Annotated in this window: 15 protein-coding genes and 1 tRNA gene; 14 read left to right on the forward strand and 2 right to left on the reverse strand. The window is 71.7% G+C overall.

Annotation, left to right across the window (positions count from 1 at the left end; all coding sequences use genetic code 11):
• The first annotated feature begins 40 nt into the window (after nt 1–40).
• Together F9B98_RS16210 and F9B98_RS14820 are read left to right on the forward strand one after the other, a co-directional pair.
• On the forward strand, nt 41–1,294 hold the full coding sequence (locus F9B98_RS16210) for a DUF2510 domain-containing protein (protein WP_225310368.1): 1,254 nt from the start codon (nt 41–43) through the stop codon (nt 1,292–1,294).
• Nucleotides 1,295–1,460: 166 nt separating this feature from the next.
• Nucleotides 1,461–2,126: a peroxiredoxin-like family protein gene (locus F9B98_RS14820; protein ID WP_150958792.1), complete on the forward strand. Its 666-nt coding sequence runs from the start codon at nt 1,461–1,463 to the stop codon at nt 2,124–2,126.
• A gap of 362 nt (nt 2,127–2,488) precedes the next feature.
• Here the strand turns inward: F9B98_RS14820 and coaBC are convergent, their stop codons facing one another.
• Nucleotides 2,489–3,691, reverse strand: a complete 1,203-nt coding sequence (gene coaBC, locus F9B98_RS14825) for a bifunctional phosphopantothenoylcysteine decarboxylase/phosphopantothenate--cysteine ligase CoaBC (RefSeq protein WP_150958794.1) — start codon at nt 3,689–3,691, stop codon at nt 2,489–2,491.
• A 196-nt stretch (nt 3,692–3,887) separates the two neighbouring features.
• On the opposite strand from coaBC, the gene F9B98_RS14830 reads away from it, so the two are divergent.
• The 8 genes from F9B98_RS14830 (at nt 3,888) to paaK (ending at nt 11,897) form a co-directional block, all read left to right on the forward strand.
• The gene (locus tag F9B98_RS14830) at nt 3,888–4,652 is read left to right on the forward strand and encodes an NRDE family protein (RefSeq protein ID WP_150958796.1); all 765 of its coding nucleotides are present in this window, start codon (nt 3,888–3,890) and stop codon (nt 4,650–4,652) included.
• Between the two features lie 14 nt (nt 4,653–4,666).
• A tRNA-Arg gene (locus tag F9B98_RS14835) sits at nt 4,667–4,742 on the forward strand.
• 429 nt (nt 4,743–5,171) lie between these two features.
• A complete protein-coding gene (locus tag F9B98_RS14840) occupies nt 5,172–6,362 on the forward strand; it encodes a thiolase family protein (RefSeq protein ID WP_150958798.1) in 1,191 nt (396 codons plus the stop codon).
• Between the two features lie 64 nt (nt 6,363–6,426).
• Nucleotides 6,427–7,167, forward strand: a complete 741-nt coding sequence (locus F9B98_RS14845) for an enoyl-CoA hydratase/isomerase family protein (RefSeq protein ID WP_150959118.1) — start codon at nt 6,427–6,429, stop codon at nt 7,165–7,167.
• Nucleotides 7,164–8,057 (forward strand): 3-hydroxyacyl-CoA dehydrogenase family protein, encoded by an 894-nt coding sequence (locus tag F9B98_RS14850; RefSeq protein WP_150958800.1) that lies wholly within the window; start codon nt 7,164–7,166, stop codon nt 8,055–8,057. The genes F9B98_RS14845 and F9B98_RS14850 overlap by 4 nt, the downstream gene beginning before the upstream one ends.
• Nucleotides 8,054–10,114 carry a phenylacetic acid degradation bifunctional protein PaaZ gene (paaZ, locus tag F9B98_RS14855; RefSeq protein ID WP_191966874.1) on the forward strand — a complete coding sequence of 687 codons (2,061 nt, stop codon included), beginning with the start codon at nt 8,054–8,056 and terminating at the stop codon, nt 10,112–10,114. Before F9B98_RS14850 ends, paaZ begins: the two co-directional genes overlap by 4 nt.
• Nucleotides 10,115–10,125: 11 nt before the next feature.
• Nucleotides 10,126–10,590 carry a hydroxyphenylacetyl-CoA thioesterase PaaI gene (gene paaI, locus F9B98_RS14860; RefSeq protein ID WP_318527713.1) on the forward strand — a complete coding sequence of 155 codons (465 nt, stop codon included), beginning with the start codon at nt 10,126–10,128 and terminating at the stop codon, nt 10,588–10,590.
• Entirely contained in the window at nt 10,587–11,897 is a 1,311-nt protein-coding gene (gene paaK / locus F9B98_RS14865; RefSeq protein ID WP_150958806.1) for a phenylacetate--CoA ligase PaaK, read from the forward strand. The genes paaI and paaK overlap by 4 nt, the downstream gene beginning before the upstream one ends.
• Before the next feature lie 211 nt (nt 11,898–12,108).
• Here the strand turns inward: paaK and F9B98_RS14870 are convergent, their stop codons facing one another.
• Nucleotides 12,109–12,771, reverse strand: a complete 663-nt coding sequence (locus tag F9B98_RS14870) for an HAD family hydrolase (protein ID WP_150958808.1) — start codon at nt 12,769–12,771, stop codon at nt 12,109–12,111.
• A gap of 104 nt (nt 12,772–12,875) precedes the next feature.
• On the opposite strand from F9B98_RS14870, the gene paaA reads away from it, so the two are divergent.
• From paaA to paaD, 4 genes are read left to right on the forward strand one after another with little or no spacing between them, the layout of a single operon-like run.
• Nucleotides 12,876–13,859, forward strand: a complete 984-nt coding sequence (gene paaA / locus F9B98_RS14875; RefSeq protein WP_150958811.1) for a 1,2-phenylacetyl-CoA epoxidase subunit PaaA — start codon at nt 12,876–12,878, stop codon at nt 13,857–13,859.
• Nucleotides 13,859–14,164, forward strand: coding sequence for a 1,2-phenylacetyl-CoA epoxidase subunit PaaB (gene paaB, locus F9B98_RS14880; RefSeq protein ID WP_150958812.1), 306 nt, complete (start codon nt 13,859–13,861; stop codon nt 14,162–14,164). The genes paaA and paaB overlap by 1 nt, the downstream gene beginning before the upstream one ends.
• Before the next feature lie 2 nt (nt 14,165–14,166).
• Nucleotides 14,167–15,072, forward strand: coding sequence for a 1,2-phenylacetyl-CoA epoxidase subunit PaaC (gene paaC, locus F9B98_RS14885; RefSeq protein WP_412177051.1), 906 nt, complete (start codon nt 14,167–14,169; stop codon nt 15,070–15,072).
• Nucleotides 15,066–15,551 (forward strand): 1,2-phenylacetyl-CoA epoxidase subunit PaaD, encoded by a 486-nt coding sequence (paaD, locus tag F9B98_RS14890; protein ID WP_150958814.1) that lies wholly within the window; start codon nt 15,066–15,068, stop codon nt 15,549–15,551. Before paaC ends, paaD begins: the two co-directional genes overlap by 7 nt.
• Nucleotides 15,552–15,553 lie beyond the last annotated feature (2 nt).

Raw genomic sequence — 15,553 nt, forward strand, 5'->3', positions numbered from 1 at the left:
GGCCATCTCGCCCGGTTTCGCACCTGACAGGGGAAACGACATGACCGACACTCCCACCCCGCCCGACGGCTGGTACCCCGACCCCGCCGGTGGCGGCGGTCTGCGCCGATGGAACGGCACCGGCTGGACCGATGAGGTGCGCTCAGCGTCCGGTGAGCCGGTCGTCCCGAGCGTGCCGCACCACGATGCCGGGGATTCCGGTGCCGAGGATTCTTCCGCCGGGGCGGAGGCTCACGTCGCGGGCGGTTCGGCGGCGTCCGAGGTCGCATCAGAGCCCCGGCGTGACCACGAGTCGACCGAGCACGTCGTGCCGTCGCCCGAGGTGAGCGACGCCCATCGCCACGACTCGACCGGCCGTGACGGCTCCGCCGACCCCGCCTCGTCGCTCACCGCGTCGGAGCCCGCGGCGCACGAGCCCGCGGCGTCCCTCGGCGCGCAGGAGCCCGCGGCTCACGCGGCGCACGGCTCGGAGGCTTCGCGGGGCGCGCACGAGCCCGCTGCTCACGCGGCGCACGACTCCGCGGCGACGCCGGCCCCGGGCGACGGGGCAGGCACGGCCGCGGGCGCGAGCATCCCTCCCGTTCCGCCCGTGACGCCGCCCTCCGCGCCGTCGGCTCCGCCCGCGGCCCCGGCCTACAGTTCGGCCCCTTCCTTCCCGAGCAACCCGACGTACCCCTCCGCCCCCGCCTACGGCGCGGGTGCGGCAGCGGCCGGCGCAGCCTACGGCTCCGCGCCGGGCTACCCGAGCGCGTCTCCTGTCTCGTACGACGCTGAGCCTCGCCGCGACATCAAGACCAACACGGTCTGGGTGTGGCTGCTGGTCTTCCTGCCGCTGCTCAGTGTGCTCGGCGTGGTGATGTTCGACTGGTCGTCGTACATCCGCGACTCCTTCTACGCCGGGGTGTACTCCTACGAGTCCGGCGACACGTCGGTGGCCGGGACGACCTCCGCGACCACGCTGATCACCGTGGTGTCGTCCGTGGTGTCGCTGGTGGTGTCGGCCCTGACGGTGCTGTTCGCCTTCCTCGACTGGCGTCAGCTGCGCGCACGGGGCGTCGATCGTCCGTTCCACTGGGCCTGGAGCTTCTTCGTGCTCGCGATCGGGTCGGGACTGGTGTACATCATCGGTCGCGGCGTCATCCTGCGACGCCGGACCGGCTCGGGCCTCGCCCCGATCTGGGCCTCGATCGCGGTCAACGTCGTCGCGGTCATCGCACTGATCGTCTGGGCCGTGGTGCTGATCGCGCAGGTCGCGAATCTCGTCAGCGAGTTCTCCCGCACGTACGGGTACTGACCCCGGCGGGGGCGCCGTCGGACCGTCCGTCGGCGCCCCCTCCTGCTCTCCATGACGTCGTGTGACGCCGTGTTCCGTTCCGCGACAGCGAGGGCCGTGGCATCCGTGGACCGGCATACGCTCCTCGGACCGACGCCCGATGTCGGTTCTGCCGGGGAGGCCACGCATGTCCACACCATCCATCGCTCAGCAGGTCGACGACTTCAACGTCGGCTTCGAATCGCAGATCGGCGACCGCCTGGCCGCCGTGTTCTCCGAGGAGCAGAGCACCCTTCGCGCGGCCGGCACGCCGACCGGAGCGCTCGCCGAAGGCGACCTCGCGCCCGACGCGGAACTCCGCACCGCCGACGGTCGGACGCTGACGTTCGGGTCGCTTCTCGGCGAGGCCGTGACCGTGGTCGTGTTCTACCGCGGCGCGTGGTGCCCGTACTGCAGCATCACGCTGCGCACCTACCAGCAGGACCTTCTGCCGGCGCTGGAGGAGCGGGGCGCGCAGCTCGTCGCGATCTCCCCTCAGACCGCCGACGGCACCGCGCAGAGTCAGGACAACGGCGCGCTCGGCTTCACGGTCCTCTCCGATCCCGGTAACGTCCTCGCTGACGGGTTCGGCATCGTGACCGAGCCGAGCGGGGAGGCGCAAGACGCGCACACCGAGCTCGGTTTCGCGGTCTCGGACAGCAACGCCGACGACACGGCTCGAGTGCCCTTTCCGTCGGTCTACGTGATCGATCCGGACGGACGCATCCGCTTCGCGGACATCCACGTCGACTACACCTCGCGCACCGAGGTCGACGATATCATCGCCGCCGTCGACCGCCTCGACGAGAGCTGAGCACCGGGCGGGCGCCGAGGTCGCCCGCGCGCGTCGGCGCCAACGTCGACTCGCGTCCCGGCGGCGCCCGGTGGCGCCCGGTGGCGCCGCTGGCCCGTGCCCCCTCTCGAGAATCGCGAGACTGCATCTCGGTTGCAGGCTGCGGCGGTTTTGTGAGCGAGGTGCAATCTCGGCGCAAGAGCGGGCCGCGAAAAGCGATGGCGCCGGGACGCCCCAGCTTCAGGGCGCCCCGGCGCGCGTCGTCCCGCCAGCCGCCCGGCGCGAGACGACCCGGCGCGGGGAACGGTACAGCGACGGGCGGCTCAGCATCGCGCGGGCACCCCCGGGGCGCGCGGCGGCGGGCTGGCGCAGCGGGGACCGGCTCAGCGGCGACGCACCGCGCGCACCGCGTCGAGGAGGGCGTGAGCGGTGTCGTCCTTCGACCCCGTCGTCGTCGCGACGACCTCGCCCGTGGCATCCACGATCGTGAGGGCGTTCTCGGCGGTCTCGAAACCGCGGGTCCACCCCACGGCGTTGGCCGCGAGCAGATCGACACCCTTGCGGGCCGCTTTGGCGCGGGCGCGCTCGAGCAGTTCGGCGTCGTCAGCGACCGTCTCGGCCGCGAAGGCGACGATCGTCTGCCCCTCGCGGCGGGCGGACACCAGCCCCGCGACGATGTCTCGGTTCTCGCGGAGCTCGAGGGTGAGACCGCCGGGAGAGTCCTGCTTGCGGAGCTTGTCCTCCGACACCGCGGCCACGGAGTAATCGGCGACCGCCGCTGCCATGACGATGACATCCGCGTCGGGGGCGACGGCATCCATCGCCCCTCCGAGTTCGTCGGCGGTCCCGGCGACGATGAGGTCGACACGGGGATCGGGGCGGACGTCGGCGTCGAGGTGCGCGGCGACGAGCGTCACGCGGGCGCCGCGATCGGCGGCTGCACGGGCGATCGCCACACCCTGCCTGCCGCTCGAGCGGTTGCCGAGGAAGCGCACGGGGTCGATCGGCTCGCGCGTGCCGCCAGCGCTCACGACGATCGCCAGCCCCTCGAGGTCGCGCGGCCGTTCGACCAGGGCGAGGGCGGCGGCGACGATCTCCTCGGGTTCCGACATGCGCCCGGGCCCTGAGTCTCCGCCGGTCAGGACGCCGTCGGCCGGTCCGACGACGTGCACGCCGCGGGCGCGCAGGACGTCCATGTTGTGAACGGTGGCCGGATGCCGCCACATCTCGGTGTGCATCGCGGGGGCGACGACAACCGGGGCGGTCGTCGCGAGCAGCGTGGTGCCCAGGAGATCGGATGCCAACCCCGCCGTCATCGACGCGAGGGTGTTCGCGGTCGCGGGAGCCACGATGACGAGGTCGGCAGACTGGCCGAGCGCGACGTGGCGGACGCGCGCGACGTCGTCGTGCACCGAGGTCGTCACGGGGTTGCGGCTGAGCGCCTCCCACGTCGGCAGGCCGACGAAACGCAGCGCGTCCTCGGTGGGGATGACGTGCACGTCGTGCCCCGCCTTCACCAGCAGGCGCACGAGGCTCACGGTCTTGTAGGCGGCGATGCCCCCGGTCACTCCCACGACGACGAACATCGCTCCAGTCTTCCAGGTCGGTGTCCGCGGCGGGGCGGGCGGTGCGACCAGAACAGGGGGACGCGTCGAGGACAGGGGATGATGACGCCGAGCGGCCTGTTTCGGTGCCGCCTCCTGTTCTCGCGACGGGCGCCGCTCGCCCCCGCCCGCCCGGACGCCCGCCCCGCCCGTCCCCGGCGCGGGTAGCGTTGTCGGAATGTGCACGGTCGTGATCGACGTCCCCGCCGCCCCCGGCGAACCGGTGCGGGTGCTCGCCGTCCGCGACGAGGACCGCGACCGCCCGTGGCGCGGCATCGGCCCCTGGTGGCCCGAGCGCGACGGGGTCGTCGGCGTGCGCGACGACCGCGCGGGCGGAGCGTGGCTCGCCATCGACCCGAGCGGACCCCGACTCGCGGTCCTGCTCAATCGCGAAGACCTCTCCGACCGTCGCGACGACGAGGTCGTCAGCCGGGGCAGTGTTCCCCTCGACGCGGTGGGTGCCGGCATCCCGAATCGTCCTGCCACCCGCGGCTTCAATCTCGTGGAGGTGGATGCCACGGGGGCGCACCTCGTGGAGTGGGACGGCCTCGAGTCCCGCCGCACGCCGCTGACCCCCGGTACCCACATGGTCGCGCATCACGCGGTCGACGACCCGGGTACCCCGCGCATCGCGCGCTGGCTCGGGGCGTTCCGTGAGGCGGGCCTGGCGGCCGGATCCGATTGGTGGATGCCATGGCTCGGCGTGATCGAGAAGGCGACGCACGAGCCCGAGGCGTCTGTTCTGCGCCGCGACGCCCACGATGGGCTCGTGCTCGAGTCGCTCCTGGTCTGCGTCGCGAGCATCGGGCCCGACGGCGTGGACGTGCGCGAGGCGACGCTCGCCGAACCGGGACGGTGGGATGACGGCCTCGTCGCGGGCCTGCGTGAGCGCGTCGCTCTCGCGCCTCCGACCGAGGCCGCCCGTACCGGAGCGCCGCAGTAGGCTGTGGTGATCCCGCCTCCGTAGCTCAGGGGATAGAGCGCCGCACTCCTAACGCGGGCGTCGCAGGTTCGAATCCTGTCGGGGGCACCACCTTTCGCGTCATCGCCGGATGTGCGGCCGAGCCGCGTGCCGCCGGTGTCCTCCGCCATCGCGCGCGTGCCGACTTCTGCGCTGGGCAGCCGCGCCCCGGCGCGTTTCAACGCGCGATACCGCCCCGGCCCCGCCCGGTCGCGCGGCCCGCCCCGCTGCCGCCGCGCGAGATCACATGATCCGCACGAGATGACGTGGCCGCACGCCCGGATTGCGCATGATCTCGGACGGGACGTGTGATTTCGGGGGTGCCCCCCGGGGGCACGCTCGCGCCGCTCCCGCGCGCCAGTCCGGTCTCCGCAGAAGCCCCGCCCCCGCGACCGTTGCCTCCGCCGCCCCGCCCGTGGCATGATTACTGAACGATCGGTCGGAAAACCTCGGAGTCGAGGTGGACCAGCCCCGCCAGAGTCGGCGGGGGAGAGGAAGACAATGGCGAACGCGTTTCTCACTGGCGGTGCGCGCACCCCGGTCGGTCGGTACGGCGGGGCTCTGGCATCCGTTCGTCCCGATGATCTGGCGGCGCTGGTCGTCGGCGAAGCCGTGGCACGCGCGGGCGTTCCGGCCGAGGCGATCGACGAGGTCATCCTCGGGGCCGCGAACCAGGCCGGTGAGGACAACCGCAACGTCGCGCGCATGGCGGTGCTGCTCGCGGGGCTTCCCGACACCATCCCCGGTCTCACCGTCAACCGCCTCTGCGCCTCGGGCATGAGCGCGATCGCGCTCGCGGCTCAGGCGATCCGCGCGGGAGATGCCGACGTCATCGTCGCCGGCGGCGTCGAGTCGATGACCCGCGCGCCCTGGGTGCAGGCGAAGCCCGAGAAGGCGTGGGCGAAGCCCGGTGCGACGTTCGACACCTCCATCGGCTGGCGCTTCACCAACCCGCGACTCGCCGCTCGCGACAAGGCCACCTATGCCATGCCCGAGACGGCCGAAGAGGTCGCGCGGGTCGACGGGATCTCGAGGGCGGATGCCGATGCCTTCGCGCTCCGCAGCCACGAGCGGGCGATTCGGGCACAGGATGCCGGGCACTTCCGCGACGAGATCGTCGCCGTCGAGACTGCACGGGGCCTCATCGACACCGATGAGGGACCGCGCCGCGACACCTCGATCGACGCGCTCGCGGGGCTCCGGTCCGTCGTGAAGGGCGGCGAGGTCGTGACGGCGGGCAACTCCAGCTCGCTCAACGACGGGGCCTCGGCCATCGTGGTTGCGAGCGCCGAGGCCGTCGAGCGCTACGGCCTGCGCCCCCGCGCGCGGATCGTCGCACACGCCTCCGCGGCTCTCGCCCCCGAGATCATGGGGCTCGGCCCGGTGCCGGCGACCGAGAAGGCCCTCGCGAAGGCCGGGCTCTCGGCATCCGACCTCGGCGCCGTCGAACTCAACGAGGCGTTCGCCTCGCAGTCGCTGGCGTGCATGCGGCGCCTGGGACTCGACCCCGAGATCGTCAACGCCGACGGCGGGGCGATCGCCCTGGGTCACCCGCTGGGGTCGAGCGGGTCGCGCCTGCTCGTGACGCTGCTCGGACGCCTCGAGCGCGAGGGCGCGCGCTACGGTCTGGCGACGATGTGCGTCGGCGTCGGCCAGGGCACGGCGATGATCGTGGAGCGGATCGATGGCTGAGTCGACGCAGGTCCCTGCGCCCGTCGACGAGACCGGTACCCGCGACGCCCCGGCACGTGCAGTCATGGGTGCCCCGCGCATCCGCATCGACGCCACCGACGACCGGGTCGTCGCGACCCTCGACCGTTCCGAGGTCCGCAACGCGATCGATCAGGCGATGGTCGACGAGTTGCACGCCCTGTGCGCCGAGCTCGAGGAGCGCCCGCGCACGCTCATCCTCACCGGTGCGGGCGGCATCTTCGCCGCGGGAGCCGACATCGCGCAGCTCCGCGACCGGACGGGCGACGACGCGCGCCGGGGGATCAACGCCACCGTCTTCGACCGCATCCGTCACCTGCCGATGCCCGTCATCGCCGCCGTCGACGGCTTCGCCCTGGGCGGGGGAGCCGAACTCGCGTACGCCGCCGACATCCGCCTCGGCACCCCGCGCGTGCGCTTCGGCAACCCGGAACCCGGCCTCGGTATCATCGCCGCCGCCGGAGCCACCTGGCGTCTGCCCGAGATCGTCGGCCATGCCCGCGCGAGCGAGCTGCTGCTCACCGCCCGCGTGATCGACGCCGACGAGGCGCTGGCCTGGGGACTGGTGTCGAGTCTTCACGAGCCCGACGATCTGCTCGCCGCGGCCCACGCGACCGCTGACCGCATCGCCGCCAACTCCGCGCGCGCCACGATCCTCACCAAGCGCGCGCTGCTCGCACCCCGCGCCGCCCACCCCGCGATCGACGGCGAGCTCCAGGCCGAGCTGTTCGACAGCACCGACAAGCGCGCCCGCATGACCGCGTTCCTCGAGAGGAAGACGAGATGACCGTCCCCGAGACCACGACCGAGCCCGCCGCCGCGAACGCCGGCGTCCCGGCATCCGTCCCCGCCGTCGTGGGCGTTCTCGGCGGAGGCCGCATGGGAGCGGGAATCGCGCACGCGTTCCTGCTCGCCGGAGCCCGCGTGCACGTCGTCGAGCGCGACGCCGAAGCCGCCACCACCGCTCGGGAGCGCATCGAGACGGCCCTCGCGCGTTCCGCGCAGAAGGGCATCGAGATCCCGGATGCCGGGACCCTCGCGACCGGCACCGACACCGGAGCGTTCGCCGAGGCGGGCCTCGTGGTCGAGGCCGTGCCCGAGGATCGCGACCTCAAGCTCGACGCCCTCGCGCGGATCGAGGAAGCGGTGCAGGGCGACGCTGTCGTGGCATCCAACACCTCCTCCATCTCGATCGACGCGCTCGGCGCCTCGCTCGCCCGGCCCGACCGGTTCCTCGGTCTGCACTTCTTCAACCCCGTGCCGGCGTCGGCGCTGGTCGAGGTCGTCGTCGGCGAGCGGACCGACGCGGGGGTGGTCGATCAGGCGACGCGCTGGGTCGAGGCGATCGGCAAGACCGCGGTGCTCGTGCGCGATGCGCCCGGGTTCGCGTCGAGCCGCCTGGGGGTGGCGCTCGGGCTCGAGGCGATCCGCATGCTCGAAGAGGGCGTCGCCACCGCGCACGACATCGACACGGCGATGGAGCTGGGCTATCGGCATCCCGTGGGCCCTCTCCGCACCACCGACATCGTCGGACTGGATGTGCGCCTGGGCATCGCGGAAGAACTCGAGCGCGCGTTTGGTGCGCGCTTCACCCCGCCCGCCTTGCTGCGCGACCTCGTCGCCCAGGGGCACCTGGGCCGCAAGACCGGCCGCGGATTCTACGAATGGAGCGAATGATGACGTTTCTCCCCAGCTATGTGAACGGCGCCTGGTGGGCGCCCGAGAGCGACCCCGACGCCGCGGTCGTGCGCGACGCCTCGACAGGCGAGAAGATCGTGCGCGTCAGCACGCGCGGGCTCGACCTCGCGGGAGCCGTCGCCTTCGCGCGCGAGACCGGACAGAAGAGCCTCGGTGCCCTCACATTCCACCAGCGCGCCATGGTGCTGAAGAATCTCGCGATCGCGCTGAACGAGCGCCGCGAAGAGCTCTACTCCCTATCGGAGCGTTCCGGCTCGACCCGCCGCGACTCGCTCAGCGACGTCGACGGCGGTATCGGCGTGCTGTTCACCTTCTCGTCGAAGGCACGGCGCGAGTTGCCCGCCGGGAAGGTTGTGCTCGACGGACCGATCGAACCCCTGTCGAAGGACGGCTCGTTCCTCGGCCGGCACGTCTACACGCGCCTCCCGGGTGTCGCGGTGCAGATCAACGCCTTCAACTTCCCCATGTGGGGCGCGCTCGAGAAGTTCGCCCCGGCCTTCCTCGCCGGTCTCCCCACGATCGTGAAGCCCGCGACGCCCACCGCGTACATCGCCGAGGCGTGGGTGCGCATGGTCGTCGAGACCGGCCTTCTGCCCGAGGGCTCGCTGCAGCTGGTGAGCGGGAGCGTTCCGGGCCTGTTCGACCTGCTCGACCTCGGCGACACGGTCGGATTCACCGGCAGCGCCTCGACCGCCGAGCGCCTGCGCGCGCAGGCGAAGCCCGGCGTGCGATTCACGAGCGAGACCGATTCGATCAACGCCTCGATCCTCGGCCCCGACGCGGTGCCCGGAACCCCCGAATTCGACGCCTACGTCACGCAGCTGCTTGTCGAGCTCACGACGAAGGCGGGTCAGAAGTGCACCGCGATCCGCCGCGCGATCGTGCCGGAGGGCATGACGGATGCCGTGGCCCAGGCGTTGAACGAGAAGATCGCCGAACGCGTGGTCATCGGCGACCCGCGGGCCGAGGGCGTGACGATGGGACCCGTGGTCTCGGTCGAGCAGCGCGACGAGGTGCTGCGGCAGGTTCGCGCCCTCACGGACGCCGGTGGGCGATTCGTCGTGGGTTCGACCCAGGCGCCCGAGGCAGCCCCCGCGGACGGGGCGTTCCTGCAGCCGATGCTGCTCGCCTTCGCGGATGCCGCGACCCCGGCCGTCAACGACATCGAGGCATTCGGGCCGGTCGCGAGCATCGTCGAGTACGCCGACGTCGCCGAGGCGGCGACCATCGTGGGCCGCGGCGGAGGGTCGCTCGTGACCAGCGTCGCCACCCACGACCCCGATGTCGCGACCGAGCTGCTCACCCGCATGGGGGCGATGAACGGCCGCGTGCTCTTCCTCGACCGCGACGACGCCCGCACCTCGACCGGACACGGCGCCCCCGTGCCGCACCTCGTGCACGGCGGACCCGGCCGCGCCGGCGGCGGCGAGGAGCTCGGCGGCATCCGCTCGGTGCTCCATTACATGCAGCGCACCGCGATCCAGGGCTCGCCCCGCATGCTGACCGCGTTGACCGGGGTATGGCATCCGGGAGCCGAAACCGATTCCGCCGGGACGCACCCCTTCCGCAAGCCCCTCTCGGATCTTCGAATCGGGGATGCCGTGGAATCGGCCGAACGCGAAGTCACCCTCGACGACATCGAGGTGTTCGCGAACTTCACCGGCGATACGTTCTACGCCCACATGGACGAGGAGTCCGCGGCCGCGAACCCCTTCTTCCCGGGCCGTGTCGCACACGGGTACCTGCTCGTGTCGTGGGCGGCAGGCCTGTTCGTCGACCCCGCGCCCGGCCCGGTGCTGGCGAACTCGGGGCTCGAGAACCTGCGCTTCGTCACCCCGGTGTCGCCCGGCGACCGCATCCGCGTCGCCCTGACGGCGAAGCAGATCACCCCGCGCGAAACCGACGAGTACGGCGAGGTGCGGTGGGATGCCGTGATCCGCAACCAGGACGACGAGGTCGTCGCTCAGTACGACGTGCTCACGCTCGTGGCGAAGACGTGGGCGCCGGCCGCGCAGCCGGTGGCGGTGCCGGCATGAGCCTGCGGCCGATGATGCAGCGCGATCAGGCGTCGGCGATGCTCGGCATGGTCGTCGAGCACGACGCCCCGGGCGAGTCGCGCGTGTCGATGACGGTGCGCGAGGACATGCTCAACGGCTTCGCGATCACCCACGGCGGACTCGTCTTCACCCTCGCCGACACGGCCTTCGCGATCGCGTGCAACGAGGATGAGCGAGTCACCGTCGCCGGGGGTGCCGACATCACGTTCTTGAAGTCGACCACCGCGGGGCAGACGCTCACCGCGACCGCTGCCCGCCGGGCGCGCAGTGGCCGCACGGGCCTGTACGACATCCGCGTGACCGATGAGACGGGCGACCTCGTCGCCGAGGTGCGCGGCCGCAGCATCACGACGGACCGGCGGCCGCCGGTCCCTTCGACAGGCTCAGCGACCTCCACAACCGACCCCGCCCCCGAGCGCGACGACGCGCTCACGACCACGGAGGTGTCCCGATGACCCTGACCGCCGCATCGCGCCCCGACTTCCTGGCATCCGTCGATCCGACCGGCATTCCTCTCGAGAGCCTGCGCGCGCTGCAGCTCGAGCGCCTGCGGTGGACGGTGCGCCACGCCTACGACAACGTCCCGCTCTACCGACGCAAATTCGACGAGGCCGGCGTTCACCCCGATGACATCCGCAGCCTCGACGACATCCGCCTGCTGCCTTTCACGACCAAGGCCGACCTGCGCGAGACCTACCCCTTCGGCATGTTCGCGGTGCCGATGTCCGACGTCCGCCGCATCCACGCGTCGTCCGGCACGACCGGGCGCCCCACCGTCGTCGGCTACACCGCGGGCGACCTCGACCGGTGGGCCGATCTCGTGGCGCGTTCGCTGAGCGCCGCCGGCATCCGCCCGGGCGATCGCGTGCACAACGCCTACGGATACGGGCTGTTCACCGGCGGGCTCGGCGCCCACGCGGGCATCGAGCGCCTCGGCGCGACCGTCATCCCGATGTCGGGCGGGCAGACCGCGCGGCAGGCGCAGCTCATCCGGGATTTCGAGCCGGATGCCATCCTCTGCACGCCCAGCTACCTCCTGACGATCGCCGACGCACTCGAGGCCGCCGGCGTCGACCCGCGCTCGACCTCGTTGAAGGTCGCGGTGCTCGGAGCCGAGCCGTGGACGAACGAGATGCGGCACGAGATCGAGCGCCGCCTCGACCTGACCGCGGTCGACATCTACGGCCTCAGCGAGGTGATGGGCCCGGGTGTGGCATCCGAGAGCGCGCTGACGAAAGACGGTCCGCACATCTGGGAGGACCACTTCCTCCCCGAGACGATCGACGGCGACACCGGCGCCCCGGTGGCCGACGGCGAGCTCGGCGAGCTGGTGTTCACCTCGCTCACGAAGGAGGCGTTCCCCGTCATCCGCTACCGCACCCGCGACCTCACCCGGCTGCAGCCCGGTACGGCGTTCCCGGCGATGCGGCGCATCGAGAAGATCACCGGCCGCAACGACGACATGATCATCCTGCGCGGCGTGAACCTCTTCCCGACGCAGATCGAGGAGATCGTGCTCGGCATCGAGAAGCTGACCCCGCACTTCGTGCTCGAGCTTCGTCGAGAAGGACGAATGGATGCCATGACCGTGCGCATCGAGCGGCATCCGGCCCTCGAGCGCGAGGTGTGCGAGGCCGCCGGTGTGGTGCTGCAGCAGCGCATCAAGGTGCTGATCGGCACGACCGTCGACGTGCGCGTCGAAGAGCCGGGCGTGCTGCCCCGCAGCGAGGGCAAGTACAAGCGCGTCTACGACCTGCGCTGAGCCGGGTCGGGTGGGCCGGGCCGGATTCTCGGCGTCTCTCGTGCACAACGCAGGAGATCGGCGAGCCCGCGCCCGAGTCGCCCCGGGATTCGGGGGGTTGGGCGTGCCGCGCCGCCGGTTCTCCTGCGTTGTAGCCCAGCCCGCGATTCGGGGTGCCCGGCGCGGCTCGACGAGCGTGGGCGGTCTCGCGCTGCGGCGGGGGCGCGGCGCGTCAGGCCCCCGGGCGGGCGAGGGGGGTGTCGTCGAGGCCGACGATCAGGTCGCGGAGACTGTCGAAGACGGTGACCGCGCCGGCATCCTGCAGCTCTTCCGGGGAGAAGCCACCCGTGCGCACCGCGATCGTGGCGATGTCGGCCTTCGCCGCGGCGATGGCGTCCCAGGGGGAGTCTCCGATCATGATGCCGCCGGCTCCGGGTACGCGGCCGAGCGCCGTCTCGACGAGGTCGGGGGCGGGCTTGCTCGCCTTCACGTCGTCGGAGGTGGTCCAGGCGTCGGCGATCCCGCGCGCGTCGACCAGGTCGATGAAGCGCTCGACGTGATCGCTCTTGCCGGAGCTCGCGAGGACGACCTGGAAACCGCGCTCCTTCACCGCGACGAGAAGGTCGTGCGCGCCGTCGAAGGGGTGCACCTCCTCGATGAGGGACTCGAACTCCTCGGTCCATGCCTCACGAAGGGCCTCGCCGTGGGCGTTCTCGGTGCCGTCGTCGGTGAGCGATGCGACGAGCTGATCGCCGCCCATGCCGATCGCCCGATGGATGCGCCACACGGGCAGCACGATGTCGAACCGCAGGAACGAGCGGTACCACGCGAGGGCGTGCTGGTAATTGGTGTCGACGAGGGTGCCGTCGACGTCGAAGATCGCGGTGTCGGCCATGGCCCCACGACACACGTTCCGAGGCGAGCGGGCACGCCCGTTGCGGTGCCGCACACCCTCCGGTACAGTTTTACTGAACGATCGGTCTGTAAAAGGAGTCGACGATGACGATAACCGCCCCCACCACGGATGCCGCGCCCGCCCAGGATGACGGCGAGGCGATGTTCGACGCCCTCATCGAGGCCGACGGTCGCATCGAGCCGCGCGATTGGATGCCCGACGCCTACCGGCGCACGCTCATCCGTCAGATTTCGCAGCACGCACACTCCGAGATCATCGGCATGCAGCCCGAGGGGGCGTGGATCACCCGCGCCCCGAGCCTGAAGCGCAAGTCGATCCTGCTGGCGAAGGTGCAGGACGAAGCCGGACACGGTCTTTACCTGTACTCCGCCGCGCAGACCCTCGGCATCACGCGCGACGAGATGACGCAGCAACTCATCGACGGCAAGGCGCGGTACTCGTCGATCTTCAACTACCCCACCCCGACGTGGGCAGACATGGGCGCGATCGGCTGGCTCGTCGACGGGGCAGCGATCTGCAACCAGGTGCCGCTGTGCCGCGCGTCGTACGGACCCTACGGCCGCGCGATGGTGCGCATCTGCAAAGAGGAGTCCTTCCACCAGCGCCAGGGCTTCGAGATCCTCCTCACCCTCATGCGGGGCACCGACGAACAGCGGCAGATGGCTCAGGATGCCGTGGACCGGTGGTACTGGCCGAGCTTGATGATGTTCGGACCCCCCGATGACGACTCGCCCAACTCGGCGCAGTCGATGGCGTGGAACATCAAGCGGTTCAGCAACGACGTCCTGCGTCAGCGCTTCGTCTCGATGCTCGTGCCGCAGGCCGCGGTGCTGGGGGTGACCCTGCCCGACCCCGAGCTGCGTTTCAACGACGAAACGGGACAGTACGACATGGGCGAGATCGATTGGACCGAGTTCCACGAGGTGCTCGCGGGCCGGGGGCCGCTCAACCGCCAGCGCCTGCAGAACCGCCGCGCGGCGCACGACGAGGGCGCCTGGGTGCGCGAGGCCGCGGCGGTCTACGCCGCGAAGAAGAGTGTCGCCCGCACCGAGACGGCGGCCGCCTGATGGCCACCCCCGGCGGCAGCCCCGCCGAGATCTGGCCCCTGTGGGAGGTGTTCGTGCGCGCGAACCGTGGCCTCAGCCACGTGCACGTCGGCTCGCTCCACGCCCCCGACGCCGAGCTCGCCGTGCGCAACGCCCGTGACCTCTACACGCGTCGCGGCGAGGGCGTGTCGGTGTGGGTCGTGCCGTCGGATGCCGTGACCACGAGCGACCCCGGAGCCAAGGGCGCGTTCTTCGAGTCGCCCGCCGGCAAGAACTACCGGCACGCGGTGTACTACACCGCTTCGGAGGGGGTGCCGCACCTGTGAGCATCTCGACTGAACACGTCGCCGCCGAGAGCGTCGACCCGCACGGCGTCGACCCGCACGGCGTCGACCCGCACGGCGTCGACCCGCACGGCGACGACCCGCACGGCGACGTCTCGCTCGACGCGCGCGAACTCTCCGCCGAGCTGGCCGGGGGAGAGGGCCGCGCCACCGACCCCGACGTGGCCGCGTACGCGCTGCGCCTGGGCGACGACGCCCTGATCCTCTCGCAGAACCTCTGCGGGTGGATCGCCCGCGCCCCCGAGCTCGAAGAAGACGTCGCCCTCGGCAACATCGCCCTCGATCTGCTCGGTCACGCCCGCTCGCTCCTGCGCTACGCGGGTTCGTACGACGACCGCAGCGAAGACGACCTCGCCTACTGGCGCGATGAGCAGGACTTCCGCAGCGCGTGGCTGTTCGAGCTTCCCAACGGCGACTTCGCCCACACGATCGCCCGTCAGCTGCTGGCATCCACGTATCTGCTCGAGCTGTACCGCGAGCTCACGGCATCCACCGATCCCGTCCTTTCGGCCGTCGCGGCCAAAGCCGAGAAAGAGGTCGATTACCACCGCGATCACGCCGTGCAGTGGACGCTGCGTCTGGCCGGCGGCACAGAGGAGTCGCGTCGCCGCCTCCTCGTCGGACTCGACGACACGTGGCCGTACCTCGACGAGCTGTTCCGCGACGAGCCCCTGCACGACCGGCTCGAGGGGATCGCCGTGCGCCCCTCGACGCTGCGCGGTCGCGTCGACGACGTGCTCACCGCCGTCCTCGCCGAAGAAGACGTTCCCGTCCCTTCGATGCCCGGCTCCTCGGCGGGCGGACGCCGCAGCGCCCACCACCCCGCGTTCGGGCCGCTGCTCGCCGAGATGCAGGTGCTGGCCCGCCGCCACCCGGGAGCGACATGGTGACCGCGACACTCGAGCACGCCCGCGAGGTGGTCGCGGCCGTCGTCGACCCCGAGGTGCCCGTGCTCACGATCGACGACCTCGGGGTGCTCCGCGACGTGCGCCTCGACGGCGACACCGTCACCGTCACGATCACCCCGACCTACTCGGGGTGCCCCGCGGTCGACGCGATCCGCGACGACATCGTGCTCGCCCTCACCTCGGCCGGATTCGACCACGCGGTCGTTCAGACGACACTCACCCCCGCGTGGACGACCGACTGGATGAGCGACGACGGCAAGCGCAAGCTCAGCGAGTACGGCATCGCCCCGCCCACCGGGCGCGCGCCGGCCGGCCCCATCCGGCTCAAGCTCAGCGTCGCCTGCCCGCGCTGCGGCTCCCTCGACACCCGCGAGGTCTCGCGGTTCGGCTCCACCTCGTGCAAGTCGCTGTGGGAGTGCCGCGCCTGCCTCGAACCCTTCGACCACTTCAAGGCCCTCTGATG

It is taken from the genome of Microbacterium testaceum StLB037 (genome assembly GCF_008763945.1).
Lineage (GTDB): Bacteria > Actinomycetota > Actinomycetes > Actinomycetales > Microbacteriaceae > Microbacterium > Microbacterium testaceum_G.

Excerpts from the sequence above, each read along its gene's own strand:
- F9B98_RS14830 (WP_150958796.1), top strand. The coding sequence starts at position 3,888 with ATGTGCACGGTCGTGATCGACGTCCCCGCCGCCCCCGGCGAACCGGTG.
- F9B98_RS14845 (WP_150959118.1), top strand. The coding sequence starts at position 6,427 with ATGGGTGCCCCGCGCATCCGCATCGACGCCACCGACGACCGGGTCGTC.
- F9B98_RS14850 (WP_150958800.1), top strand. The coding sequence starts at position 7,164 with ATGACCGTCCCCGAGACCACGACCGAGCCCGCCGCCGCGAACGCCGGC.
- F9B98_RS16210 (WP_225310368.1), top strand. The coding sequence starts at position 41 with ATGACCGACACTCCCACCCCGCCCGACGGCTGGTACCCCGACCCCGCC.
- paaI (WP_318527713.1), top strand. The coding sequence starts at position 10,126 with ATGATGCAGCGCGATCAGGCGTCGGCGATGCTCGGCATGGTCGTCGAG.
- paaB (WP_150958812.1), top strand. The coding sequence starts at position 13,859 with ATGGCCACCCCCGGCGGCAGCCCCGCCGAGATCTGGCCCCTGTGGGAG.
- F9B98_RS14870 (WP_150958808.1), bottom strand. The coding sequence starts at position 12,771 with ATGGCCGACACCGCGATCTTCGACGTCGACGGCACCCTCGTCGACACC.
- paaZ (WP_191966874.1), top strand. The coding sequence starts at position 8,054 with ATGATGACGTTTCTCCCCAGCTATGTGAACGGCGCCTGGTGGGCGCCC.
- paaD (WP_150958814.1), top strand. The coding sequence starts at position 15,066 with ATGGTGACCGCGACACTCGAGCACGCCCGCGAGGTGGTCGCGGCCGTC.
- coaBC (WP_150958794.1), bottom strand. The coding sequence starts at position 3,691 with ATGTTCGTCGTCGTGGGAGTGACCGGGGGCATCGCCGCCTACAAGACC.
- paaA (WP_150958811.1), top strand. The coding sequence starts at position 12,876 with ATGACGATAACCGCCCCCACCACGGATGCCGCGCCCGCCCAGGATGAC.
- F9B98_RS14840 (WP_150958798.1), top strand. The coding sequence starts at position 5,172 with ATGGCGAACGCGTTTCTCACTGGCGGTGCGCGCACCCCGGTCGGTCGG.
- paaK (WP_150958806.1), top strand. The coding sequence starts at position 10,587 with ATGACCCTGACCGCCGCATCGCGCCCCGACTTCCTGGCATCCGTCGAT.
- F9B98_RS14820 (WP_150958792.1), top strand. The coding sequence starts at position 1,461 with ATGTCCACACCATCCATCGCTCAGCAGGTCGACGACTTCAACGTCGGC.